10 protein-coding genes are annotated in these 12,687 nt (G+C 50.2%); 4 read left to right on the top strand and 6 right to left on the bottom strand.

Annotation, left to right across the window (positions count from 1 at the left end; translation table 11 throughout):
• Positions 1-204: 204 nt before the first annotated feature.
• A complete protein-coding gene (locus tag P6910_RS10520; protein ID WP_317146212.1) occupies positions 205-1,596 on the top strand; it encodes an MATE family efflux transporter in 1,392 nt (463 codons plus the stop codon).
• A gap of 34 nt (positions 1,597-1,630) precedes the next feature.
• On the opposite strand, the gene serS is transcribed toward P6910_RS10520, so the two are convergent.
• From serS to P6910_RS10505, 3 genes are all read right to left on the bottom strand, one after another.
• A complete protein-coding gene (gene serS / locus P6910_RS10515; RefSeq protein ID WP_317146211.1) occupies positions 1,631-2,914 on the bottom strand; it encodes a serine--tRNA ligase in 1,284 nt (427 codons plus the stop codon).
• A gap of 177 nt (positions 2,915-3,091) precedes the next feature.
• A complete protein-coding gene (locus P6910_RS10510; RefSeq protein WP_317146210.1) occupies positions 3,092-4,645 on the bottom strand; it encodes a hypothetical protein in 1,554 nt (517 codons plus the stop codon).
• Between the two features lie 143 nt (positions 4,646-4,788).
• Positions 4,789-6,339, bottom strand: coding sequence for a hypothetical protein (locus P6910_RS10505; protein ID WP_317146209.1), 1,551 nt, complete (start codon positions 6,337-6,339; stop codon positions 4,789-4,791).
• 364 nt (positions 6,340-6,703) lie between these two features.
• Here P6910_RS10505 and P6910_RS10500 point away from each other — a divergent pair, with 364 nt between their 5' ends.
• Complete coding sequence (locus P6910_RS10500) at positions 6,704-7,255, top strand: hypothetical protein (RefSeq protein WP_317146208.1); 552 nt, start codon at positions 6,704-6,706, stop codon at positions 7,253-7,255.
• A 6-nt stretch (positions 7,256-7,261) separates the two neighbouring features.
• Here P6910_RS10500 and P6910_RS10495 read toward each other — a convergent pair whose 3' ends face one another.
• The 3 genes from P6910_RS10495 to crcB all read right to left on the bottom strand — a co-directional run bounded on the left by P6910_RS10495 (position 7,262) and on the right by crcB (position 11,180).
• Positions 7,262-8,836, bottom strand: coding sequence for a hypothetical protein (locus tag P6910_RS10495; RefSeq protein WP_317146207.1), 1,575 nt, complete (start codon positions 8,834-8,836; stop codon positions 7,262-7,264).
• 219 nt (positions 8,837-9,055) lie between these two features.
• Complete coding sequence (locus P6910_RS10490; protein ID WP_317146206.1) at positions 9,056-10,678, bottom strand: hypothetical protein; 1,623 nt, start codon at positions 10,676-10,678, stop codon at positions 9,056-9,058.
• A gap of 112 nt (positions 10,679-10,790) precedes the next feature.
• Positions 10,791-11,180, bottom strand: a complete 390-nt coding sequence (crcB, locus tag P6910_RS10485) for a fluoride efflux transporter CrcB (protein ID WP_317146205.1) — start codon at positions 11,178-11,180, stop codon at positions 10,791-10,793.
• Positions 11,181-11,436: 256 nt separating this feature from the next.
• Between crcB and P6910_RS10480 the strand changes: the two genes are divergently transcribed.
• Together P6910_RS10480 and P6910_RS10475 are read left to right on the top strand one after the other, a co-directional pair.
• On the top strand, positions 11,437-11,718 hold the full coding sequence (locus P6910_RS10480; RefSeq protein ID WP_317146204.1) for an addiction module antidote protein: 282 nt from the start codon (positions 11,437-11,439) through the stop codon (positions 11,716-11,718).
• A 261-nt stretch (positions 11,719-11,979) separates the two neighbouring features.
• A complete protein-coding gene (locus P6910_RS10475; RefSeq protein ID WP_317146203.1) occupies positions 11,980-12,687 on the top strand; it encodes a class I SAM-dependent methyltransferase in 708 nt (235 codons plus the stop codon).

The following is a 12,687-nucleotide window of genomic DNA, read 5'->3' as shown; positions in this document are numbered from 1 at the left end:
ATAACAGTGAATGCTTATCCTTTTGATAAGAATAAATTTGATCCTTATTCCATCCTTTAAGGCCTTAAAGCCCAACGCTTACCTTTCCCACTTCAGAGTTCGGTATTTCCGAGCAGATGAGCAACACTTTAGTTCATATAATCTACGCCGAATAACTCAAGACTGAATCTCGAACAGTCTCATACCCTTTTTATCAGGAACTGCATGAATACATCCGCTTCACTCAGTGTTAGTGCGGACAGGGAATTTTTTCATAAACTCTGGCGCCTCGCCCTGCCTGTTTCCCTGCAATCCATGATGTTTTCCCTGCTCGGACTCATCGATATTCTGATGGTCGGACAGCTGGGTGAGACGGCCGTTGCAGCGGTGGGTCTGGGAAACCGAATCTTTTTCTTTAACCTGATTCTGACCGCTTCTCTGGGTAGTGGTATGAGCATTCTGGCCTCACAGTTCATAGGCTCGGGGGATACTGCGGGCTTGCGAAGAACACTGGTGCAGTCGCTGCTGACTTCGGTACTCATCACGATTCCTTTCGTAGCCTTTTACATGTTGCTGCCTGATGTCGTGATTGGCCTTTCGACCCGCGACCCTGAGCTAACCCGACTGGCTATTGAATACCTCTTGATTACCGCCCCTTCCATTATCTGCACGGCAATTGTCGTACCTCTGGAAGCCGCGATGAGAGCATCTGGCGATGCCAGAACACCCACACGAATTGGCTTTTATGCCATTCTGGTGAATGTATTCCTGAATTACGTGCTGATTTTTGGGCACTTTGGATTCCCGGAAATGGGCGTTGCCGGATCGGCCTGGGGAACAACGCTGTCCAGACTCTTCCAGACAGTCCTTCTGCTCTGGTACATCAAACAATTCAGAAGCCACCTGATTCCCGAAAAATGGGATCTTGAGCTGGGCTTGAAAAAGAAAGAACTGACTCGTTATTTTAAAGTCAGTGTTCCCATTGTGCTCCAGGATGGTTCCTGGGCTTTTGGCCTGATTGTATACAGTATCATCTATGCCAGTATTGGTGTGAACGAGCTTGCAATCATGTCAGCGATCTCCTCTATCGAGGCCATCCTGATTTCACTGTTTATCGGATTCGGTGTGGGCGGCTCAATTATTCTGGGTCAGGAACTGGGAGCCCGTCGTTTTGATAAAGCCTGGCGACAGGGTTGGATAATGCTGATCATGTCACCCTTTATTGCGCTGTTTATTGGTACTCTGCTGATCGTTTTCCGGACGGATGTAGTTACCCTGTTCGGAAACTTTGAAGGCTCTACCATGACTATGGCTCAGCAGGCTATGATCGTAGCCAGTGTTGGCCTGTGTATCCGGGTTATCAACCTGATGGGAATTATCGGCCTGCTGAGAAGTGGCGGAGATGTTAAAGCCACCGCTATCATCTGCACTTTTGCCATGTGGGGGATTGGCATCCCCATGGCCTGGCTCGCAGCACACTGGGGACTGCCGCTGTACCTGGTGTTTATATTCAGCCTGTTTGAAGAGCTGTTTAAGGCGATGATGGTGCTTTTCAGGGTATTCTCACGACGGTGGTTGAAGAACCTGGTCTCGGAGCCTGTGACCCAGAGCACCTGAAGGTGCCCTGGTTTCAGAACTATCTGTTTCAGAACTATCTGCCCAGCACAGTAACACCACCCATGTAGGGCTGAAGCACTTCCGGGATGGTAATGGAGCCGTCTTCATTCTGATAATTTTCCAGAACAGCCACCAGCGTTCTGCCCACCGCAAGGCCCGAACCATTGAGGGTATGCAGCAGTTCCGGCTTGCCGGTTTCAGGATTACGGAAACGGGCCAGCATTCGGCGGGCCTGGAAATCCAGACAGTTACTGACAGAAGAAATCTCACGGTACTTGCCCTGACCCGGCAACCAGACTTCCAGATCATAAGTTTTAGTGGCACCAAAGCCCAGATCACCACCACAGAGCGCCACCACACGATAAGGCAGGTCCAGCTTCTGCAGAATGGCCTCGGCATGACCGGTCATGTCTTCCAGCGCCTCGAACGACTTTTCCGGATGCACTATCTGAACCATTTCCACTTTCTCAAACTGATGCTGGCGAATCAGACCCCGGGTATCACGACCGTGGCTGCCTGCTTCGCTGCGGAAACAGCAGGAGTGAGCCGTGAGTTTTAATGGTAGTTCCGCTTCATCCAGAATGCTTTCGCGCACTACATTGGTCAAGGTCACTTCGGACGTTGGAATCAGGTAAAAGGGCTTCTCGGCTTCAGCACATTCGGTCTTGAAGAGATCTTCACTGAACTTTGGCAGCTGGCCAGTCCCCAGCAGAGCGGAATCATGTACCAGAGCCGGAGTATTGACCTCTTCATAACCGTGTTCTTCGACCTGAACATCCAGCATAAACTGGGCCAGGGCACGGTGCAGTCGGGCAATGCCACCACGCATCAGTGTAAAACGTGCACCAGAGAGTTTAGTGCCGGTTTCAAAGTCCAGACCCAGGGGTTCACCCAGATCAACGTGATCCTTGATGTCAAACTGGAAATCAGCCGGGGTCCCCCATCGGCGCACTTCAACATTGTCTTCTTCATCAGCACCTTCTGGTACTGAATCATGGGGCAGGTTGGGAACCTCCAGCAACAAGTCATTCAGTTCTACCTGCAGGGCTGACAGTTCATGCTCGGACTCTTTCACCTCCGCAGAGAGCTGGTCCATACGAGCCTTGAGTTCGGAGATATCACCGCCCCGGGATTTGATCTTGCCGAACTCCTTCGACCCGGATTTACGTTCGCTCTGAAGCTGTTCGGTGCGAATCTGCAGGGACTTGCGACGCTCTTCCAAAGCGATCAGTCGCTCTACATCCAGCTCGAAATGCTTTTTACGAAGCAAGGCAGCCACTTCATTGAGGTGACTGCGAACGTATTTGGGATCCAGCATGTGAATTCCGTAACCTTATGTCTTGAACAATTCTGAGGGTCCTGAACCAGGACGAGTGCAGAGATCCTGAGCAGATCTCCGTGAAACATCAATAATAAGGAAAGTCTGCCAATTCACAAGGGGCAGGCCCCTTAATTGCGGAAATTGTTTATCAGGGAGTCTTTATAAAGGTGACATTCAGCTCCAGGCGGCCTTCCGACATTTAACCTCAGAGGTAGTTGGAGTGCCCCACCTGGTAAAGCCCCTTTCTCTTTGCTGGCTTGAAGAACTACTCTGCTCTTTGCGTCGATGGGTAGTTCCGGTGCAGGTGGTTGTTCGGACCCCTTCTTCAGCCTCTTCCTGCTCCATCTCCCAGCGTCTTTTGACTTCTTTTGTCAAGATATAATTGTGTTCCCACAAATGAGCGTATAGCTTTAACAGCGATATCTGCATGTGAAGATTAGTCATACCCATGTTACAGGAATAGGGATCCAGAGCCCCGGCCCTGATCAGTAACTTTTCCGTAATTCTTCTATCAAAGCCTTTCATAATCTCTCTGACCTTTTCCCTGTCTCTGCTGTCAGGTTCCCAGTCCCTTACATCCCAATCTTCTCGCCAGGGTTTGTCCAGTGCTTTGCCTAACTTTCTTTGCAACTCCCCCGCCTGTTGACTCTCCCATGCCCATTGCTCATTTTGTGATAGCATCTGGCCATCCGCAATGACAACACTCATCACGCCAATTAAAAACCCTCCGAACAAGGCGCATGGAAGGAGCAGTGCTTTATAATTGAGATACTCGAGATCATAGGGACTTCGGGGGTGGTACGTGACCTGCTTTTTACTTTGGCTTTCGTCGTTTGCTGCATCCTGTACTCCGGGGTGATACGTGACCGGCTTATTACCCTCCAGAACTCTGCGAACCTGCTGGTACCACTCAATGCCGTAATCTTCACGACCCGCGGCTTCCATAAACAGGGCGGAAAGATCTTTTTGATACTGACGGCGTTCACTGTCTGTATGCCAGAGGGTGGGATGGTTGTTAAACAGTTCAGTCAAAGAGGAAACGTAAAGAACAAAGGCTGGGTCTCTGGCAATCTCCGGGTCTTGTTTTTGCTCATCGACCCTGTAGCCAAGATGACGAAGCGCCTTGCCACGGAGAAAAAGCTCTTGCATTTCTACCAGAATAAAACCGAGCTGCCGGGATAGCTTTTCCTGAGAAAGCGGGTTGGACGGAAATTCTCTGAAACTGTTCTGCACTGCCTCTTCAATCAGGCTCTCTATTGAGTCCGTTCGGTCTTCAGCCGAAACCCCCTGAAGCAACACAGGCCGCGTTCGATACCAACGAGCAACATCCGGGGATTCCTCCATGCCAGGTGCCTTGTTGAGCAGAAGATGAAACATAGGGTGGTCCGGGCTATCGCTACCGGTGACTTTCGAAATAGTATGCCGGACAGCCTGCTGGACCAGTCTGGTCAGAAACTGCTGTCGGGTTTCTGTCTGACTGCCCGGGAAAGAGCGGTCTTGCGCCCCCTGATCCTGCTCATAGCTATCATAAACTTGCCGAACCGAAACCATGATGGCTTTTAACAGCTTCTCATTTTCTTCGGCAAACACGTAATCAAAATAGAGACTGTTCAGATTATCCCGGACATTCCTGGCGGCTTTCTGCTCCGGTGACTCAGCACTGCCCCAACAGGAAGCCACCAGCAGCAAGCTGAGAAAGACAAACAATAAGCCACGAAGAAAAAACATCTGACCTCCCTGTCACCTGGCAAATAAAGAAAGCATAGGACAAGCAACTGGCCGCTGCAGAATAAAAACAATGAATTCATGGCCAGAACCTTTAATGCGGAAATTGTTTACAGAAATGAATCAGCTGACAAAGCTTTAGATAATCAATCCCAGCTAGCCTCCAGCCCCTGAACAAAAAGAGTGGTCGGTGTATCCCAGCTGGAAAAGCCAAAACCATCATCGTCGTCTGAAGAATCCCAACTGAAGCCGGAATTGGATAAGAATGAGTTATTCCACTCGTTTTGTTGATGGGATGTTGCGGTGCAGCTGGCTGCTCTGGCCCTTTCAGCCGCTTCTTCCTGCTCACGTTCATGACGTATTGTATCTTCTCTTGTCCAGATATATTGTTCTTGTCTCAAATGGCCATAAAGCTCTGTCAGCGACCACTGCATATAGAGATCATCCAGATCCATGTCACAGAAATGGGGATCCAGAACCCCGGCTCTGATCATGACTTTTTCCCAAATCTTTCGATCAAAGCCTTCGATGATATCTCTTACCTGCTTCCTGTCCCTTCTGCTAGGTGTCCAGTCCCTTCCTTTCGGATCTTTCCGCCAGGGCTTGTTGAGTGCTCTGCCCAGCTTCTTTTGCAGCTTTTTCTCCTGCTGCCGTTCCAACCTTCGCCATTTCGTTTGATATTGATCGACCACCAAAGAGGCCAGCATGCCGATGACCATGACGCTTGCCGAAGCGATCACCCCAATTTTAAACCAGCGTTCCCAGTTATTGTCATCCTGGAGGTTTTGCCTGATCGGCTTTTCAATGACCTGCTTTTTACTGACCAGCTTTTCACCATCCAGAATTCTGCGAACCTGCTGATACCACTCAATACCATAATCCTGACGGTCAGCGGCTTCCATGAACAGGGCGGAGAGGTTTTCCTGATAGTCACGAGGTTTGCTGTATATATGCCAGAGGGTGGGATGATTATTAAAGTCTTCAGTCAGCAGGTTCAGGTATATGTTAAATGCAGGGTCTCTGGCAATCTGCGGGTTCTGTTTTTGCTTGTCTACCTTAAAGCTAAGCAAACGAAGCGCCCTGCCACGGAGAAAAAGCTCCTGCATTTCCAGCAGAATAAAACCGAGTTGCCGGGCTAACTGCTCCGGGGAAAGCGGGTTGGAGGGAAATTCTCTGAAGCTGTTCTGCACAGCCTCCTCAATCAGACTCTCCATGGAGTCCAGACGATCTTCAGCCAACACCCCCTGAAGCATGACCGGATAGGTTTGAGACCAGTGAACGACATCCTGAGACTCCTTCATGACGGGAGCACTGTTGAATGCCTGCAGGAGATGAAACATGGGACGGTCCGGGTCACTGTCCAATTCATCGTTAACTTTCGCAATTGTATGGCGGGCAGCCTTCTGAACGAGTCTGGTAAGAAACTGCTGTCGAGCTTCTTTTTGATTGTCTGGAGCCAAGAGGTCTTGCGGCCACTGATTCGGCTCATAAAGGTCATAGATTCGCCGAACAGAAACCATCATGGCTTTTAACAGCCTCTCATTTTCTTTGGCAAAGACATAATTAAAATAGATATTGTTGAGATTCTTCTCGGCATTCCTCTTGGCTTTCTGTGCGATTGACTCAACACTGCTCCAGCTGGAAGCCGCCGCTATCAGACTGAGAAACAAAAGCAAAGAACCACGAAAAAGAAGCATCCAACACCCCTGTGCCTTGGCAAATTCAGGAAGCATAGGACAAGGAAATGGCAGCTGCAGAGAAAAAACCAATGAATTCAGGGCAGAACATTTAATTGTGGAAATTGTTTAACGAAACGGGTGCCCTGGCTAAGAGAACGGAGCGCCTTACCACGGAGAAAAAGCTCCTGCATTTCCACCACTATAAACTACGAAAAAGAAGCATCTACTACCCTATTCCCTAACAAATTCAAAAAGCATAGGACAATCAACTGGTGGGTGAGAAGAAAGTCACTAGAATAAACTCCAACAACTCGTTCCCACGCTGGGACCCACAGGGCCTGAAAGCATGGGAACCAGAGTTTTGCGACACCCTCGAAGGTGGGTGTCGCAAAACCCTCTGGAGCCTGGGAACGACTTGACTCCCGTCATTCCCGGCTTCATTCTCGTCATTCCCGCGAAGGCGGGAATCCACACTGACTCACCACCAGAACCATACTGCCCGGTGCCCCCCTGGCCTTGTCATCCCCGAGAAGACAGAGATCCACCGTTGGCGCTGGATTCCCGCCTTCGCGGGAATGACGACCTCAGAGCATGGGAACGAGTTGTTGGAGTTTTGCGACACCCTCGAAGGAGGGTGTCGCAAAACCCTCTGGAGCCTGGGAACGACTTGACTCCCGTCATTCCCGGCTTCATTCTCGTCATTCCCGCGAAGGCGGGAATCCACACTGACTCACCACCAGAACCATACTGCCCGGTGCCCCCCTGGCCTTGTCATCCCCGAGAAGACAGAGATCCACCGTTGGCGCTGGATTCCCGCCTTCGCGGGAATGACGACCTCAGAGCATGGGAACGAGTTGTTGGAGTTTTGCGACACCCTCGAAGGAGGGTGTCGCAAAACCCTCTGGAGCCTGGGAACGAGTCATCAGGCACATAAATGACCTCAATTCCAGTCCGCATCCCGTCCCTGAACCTCAGTAGCAGTGGCAGTACCAAAGCTGACATAACCACTGTCGTCATCGCTGCTTAGAAAATTATAAGTGAAGCTCGATGAAGACTCCGACCCGTTTTGTTGCGAGGTTGTTTCAGTGTATGAGGGCGTCCAGGCTCTTTCATTAGCCTGTTCCCGCTCTTTTCTGTGGCGTTCTTTATATTCTTCCTGCTCCCTTTGTCGGCGAATTTCATCTTCTTCTGTCCAGATATAGCGTTCTTTTCTCAAATAGCTGTAAAGCTCTGTCAGCGATATCTGCATGTAGATATCAGCTATATCCATGTTACAGAAAAGGGGATTCAGAACCCCGGCCTGGATCAGTACATTTTTTATGATCTTTTCTTCAAAGCCTTCCGTAGCTTCTTTGACTTCCTTCCTGTCAGTTTCGTTGGGTTTCCAGTCCCTTCCCTGCGGATCTTCCCGCCCGGGTTTGTTGAGTGTTTTGCCCAATTTCCTTTGCAGATCCTCCTCCTGCCGCCGCTCCTGCCTGCCCTGCTCAGCTTCATGTTCAGACATTCCCAGACAGACCATGGTGGTAACAAATGCGCCAAACATTACACTCATCCCAAGCACCACTCTAAAGGGAGTGAGTTCAAACCAGCCTTCCCACTCATCATCATCATCCCGGTAGTAATGCCTGTGCGGTTTCCGGGCGGGCGGTGGTCGGGTGACAGGCACTGGCTTTTCACCATCGAGAATCCTGCGAATCTGCTGGTACCATTCATTGCCATAACCTTCTCGATCAGCGGCTTTCATAAACAGGGCGGAGAGGTCTTCCTGATAATCACGACGTTTGCTGTCGGTATACCAAAGGGTGGGTTGCTTGTTAAAGGCTTCCGTCAGCAGGGTCAGGTAAATTGTAAATGCAGGGTCTCTGGCAATCTGCGGGTTCTTTTTTTGCTTGTCTACCTTGTAACTGAGTAAACGAAGCGCCTTACCCCGGAGAAACAGCTCCTGCATTTCAACCAGAATAAAGCCGAGTTGCAGGGCTAACTGTTCCCGGGTCAGCGGGTCAGACGGGAATTCTTTGAAACTGTTCTGCACAGCCTCCTGAATCAGGCTCTCCATGGAGTCCATACGATCTTCAGCCAGAACCCCCTTAAGCATCAGCGGCCTGGTCTGGAACCAATGAGCAACGTCCAGGGATTCCTGCATGGATGGCGCATTGCTCAGTGCCTGCAAAATATGAAACATGGGAAGATAACTGTCATCCGTGTCATCGTTACCATTGATTTTCGCAATAGCATGGCGGGTGGCCTGTTGAACCAGTTGGGTGAGTAGCTGCTGTCGGGCTTCTGTCTGATGGCCAAGTGCAGACTGACCTTCCAGCCTCTTATACAACTCATCGCGGTCATAGATACGCCGCACTGATACCATGATGGCTTTTAACAGCCTCTCATTTTCTTCTGCAAAGACGTAATCGAAATAGAGTCTGTTGATATTGTTCCGGAAATTCCTGGCAGCTTTCTCCTGGGGTGAATCAACACTGCCCCAACAGGAAGCTACCAGCATCAGACTGAAAAACACGGACCACACACCGCGAAAAAAAAAACATCTGGCACCCCTGCGCCCTGACAAATTCAGAAAGCATAGGACATGCGTCTGGCAGGTTCTGAAAAAATTATTGGCTCAGGCTGCGTTCGGTTTAAAGAGTGGCCGGATACCCTGATAACCCAGACAGGCTGCCGACAGGCAGACAGGAACAATGCCGGGCACACAGACGTAGAATCAAACAGATACATGACTTCAGTCCCAGACCGCATCCCGACTTTGAACTTGTTCAGTAGAGGGTGTACCAAAGCTGTCATAACCACCAAAGCTGCCATAACCACCAGAGCTGCCATAACCACCAAAGATGTCATAACCACTGCCGCCATTACCGCTGCCTGAAGGACTGAAAATGGAGCCGAATGCCTCCCCTAACCCGTCTTGATGATGAGTTGATTGAGTGGCTTGTCTTTTAGCCTCTTCCTCCTGTCTTCTCAGGCGTCTTTGCTCTTCTTCTGCCCAGATATTGCTTTCTTCCCAAAAATGAGTGTCTTGTCTGTAGGCTTCTTCCTGCTGACTTCTTAGGTGTCTTAGGCGTCTTTCCTCTTCTTCTGCCCAGATATAGGCTTCTTCCTGCTGACTTCTTAGGTGTCTTAGGCGTCTTTCCTCTTCTTCTGCCCAGATATAGCCTTCTTCCCACGAATAGCTGTATAGCCTTGGCTGCGGAGACTGCATGTAATTGAGCCGGTTCCTTTCCGCACTGGTAGGTCTCAAGTTCCTTCCCTGCGGACCTTTCCGCCCGGGTTTGTCGATACCCGATTCTGTTTCATATTCGAAGATCGCCATGTAAACCGCAGCGCAGGACAACACGCCAAGCATAACCCCCATCCCAAGCGCTGCTTTTAACACAGTGGGTTGATACCAGGCATCCCCATTACTTTCATGCCGATTGTGATGGCTGCCCGGATTCTGACCGGGCGGCGGCGGTGGTGGTGTAACAGGCACCATCTTTTCAACAGCCAGAATCCTGCGGATCTGCTGGTACCACTCATGACCATAATCCTCACGATCTGTGGCTTTCATAAACAGCGCGGAGAGATTTTCCTGATACTCACGACGTTTACTGTCTGTATGCCAGAGGGTGGGATGGTTGTTAAAGGTTTTAGTCAGCAGGGACAGGTAAATGCTAAATGCCGGGTCTCTGGCAATCTTCGGGTTCTGCTTTTGCCGATCTACCTTGTGGCTTAGAGAACGAAGCACCTTGCCACGCAGAAAACGCTCCTGCATTTCCAGGAGAACAAAACCGATTTGCTGAGCTAATTGCTCCCGGGAAAGCTGGTTGGACGGGAATTCTCTGAAACTGTTTTGCACAGCCTCCTGAATCAGGCTTTCCATGGAATCCATGCGATCTTCCGCCAGAACCCCCTGAAGCAGCAATGGCCGGGTGTGGAACCAGTGAGCAACATCCGGGGATTCCCGCATGGATGGCGCATTGCTGACTGCCTGCAGGAGATGAAACATGGAACGATCACTGCCATCCAGCTCCTCGTCACCATTGATTTTTGCGATAGTATGCCGGGTTGCCTGCTGGACCAGCCCGGTGAGAAGCTGCTGTCGGGCTTCGGTCTGATTGCCTGTTGCAGGGTGGCCTTCCAGCCAATGATCCAGCTCATAGTGGTCATAGAGTCGCCTTACAGAAACCATGATGGCTTTTAACAGCTTCTCGTTTTCTTCTGCAAAGACGTAGTCAAAATAGAGTCTGTTGAGATTTTCCCGGGCGTACCTGAGCGCTTTCTGCTCAGGTGAATCAACACTGCCCCAACAGGAAGCAACCAACACAAGACTGACAAAAACGGAACTAATTATTCGAAAAAGATACATCCTATACCTCCTTTTCTTTAAAGAATATTTTCCTTAACAAACCCCGGAAGCATAGGACAATCTAATGGCAGGTACAGAAATAGCGATAAACGGTTGAGCCTGTATCCAGGTTCTAAAGCGCCCAGCGGACCCCCTGATAACCCAGCCAGGTTCCCAGCAGGCAAACAAGAACACTGCCAAACCCATAGGCCAGGGCAGTCAGAAGCTGATCGGATTGAAGCAATCTCATCAGATCCAGCGAGAAGGTTGAGAAAGTGGTCAGTGCGCCCAGAAAACCGGTCATCACAAAGACCTTCCAGGTGGGTGATAACATGGCTTTTTCTGTCAGCAGGTACCAGCAAACCCCCATGATAACTGATCCCACCAGGTTAACCGTCAGCGTTGGAAAATGATGCAGATGAGGATTACGGGTCAGAACAAACAGCTCATAGACAAATGCTCTGAGAAGGGCTCCCAGTGCACCACCCGCAGCGACGGCTATCCAGTGTGTAGCTTGCATCATAATTCCTGTTTGTTTTCTGGTCACAGTTCTGCCCCAGCAGCTTTTGCTACGTCAGGCGTGACCAGACTAATAGTGTTTGATCTGTGCCAAGATAACACGGGCTCCCCGGCATTGGCAGTGGGACAAACAAGTCAGCCGACTGGACAGATATCTCTGACCTGCTTCAATTGAACTGCCAGAACGGTTCGCCAAAAAAGCAGCCAAAAGCGGGATATTCTCAAAGCCCACACATTGATAGAACAAATGAGGGATGACGATGGCACTGAAACTTGAACCTTTTAACCCTGTGGAAATGCTGGAAACCGATGACGAGATTGCACACTTTCTGGCTGAAGCTTATCTGGACGACGACCCAGCTGTTTTCGTGCTGGCCCTGGGTGACGTGGTTAAGAAAAAGGGGGTCGCTCAATTGGCCAGGCAAACCGGGCTGAGCCGGGAGAGCCTTTACAAAACCTTCAATGGCAGGGTGCAGCCCCGTTGGGATACGGTTCACCGCCTGCTGAAATCACTGGGCGTTAAACTCACTGTTGCAGCTTGAACCGCCAACGCGGTTCTTATGTGCTCTATATGATCGATGTCATCGACGACCATGAGCTTCAGGGTTGATCTCGACCAGCGCCTGATGCTCTGATTTGCAGCGGAAGAGCACCTTATTCCATGTTTTCCAGATTCCGCGAGCTCCCTGGCATTGGCAGTGGGACAAACAAGTCAGCCGACTGGACAGATATCTCTGACCTGCTTCAATAACAGTGGGCGTCCCGTCTTTCATTCCATCATCAGAGTACACCCCGGTAAGCCGATGAAACATCGTTCAGAAGTCGATATTTTCAATGAACAGTGGCAGTGCTACCGCTGGCTGGTCGATAACAATGTTATGGGCCATCAGCAGCTGGTGCGTCTTGCTACCAGTAAACTCATGCAGCACTATGGCGATCAAAAAGTAGATCTGCTCGATCTTGGTTGTGGCGATGCGTCACTGGCAGCAGAGATGACCAGAGAGCTATCGCTAACCTCTTACACGGCAGTCGATCTTGCTGAATCTGTTTTAGCCATGGCCAAACAGAACATGCAAAAAACCGGTGTTGATTCACAGTTCTTTCTCAGTAATATTTTCGACCCCCTGCCAGTTAAGGGCTCATATAACCTGATCTTCAGCAGTTTCGCCATTCATCATGGCTCCCTGTCGGAAAAACAGGCGCTTTTCTCGGAACTCAGGAACAAGGCAGAACCCAACAGCCTGTTTGTGATGATTGATGCCATCAGGCTTGATCAACAGAGCCGGGATCAATACATTGAAAAAGTTGGCCAGTACTTCAAAAGTATTTCGGAACTTCAGGGTGACTGGCAGAACCTTGTTCTGGATCACGTCAGCCAGTTCGACTTCCCGGAGAGTATTGCGCAGCTTTGTGAAATCGGTGAGCAGGCCCGGTGGCACCTGCTGGATCACCAGATAGTGAAAGAGCTGCCAGACTATCCGGCGGCGATCATGGTTTTTCAGGCGATTTGA

Source organism: Endozoicomonas sp. 8E (genome assembly GCF_032883915.1).
Lineage (GTDB): Bacteria > Pseudomonadota > Gammaproteobacteria > Pseudomonadales > Endozoicomonadaceae > Endozoicomonas_A.
Note: the sequence above shows the minus strand (reverse complement) of the source record. Positions and strands in the feature narration are given on the sequence as shown.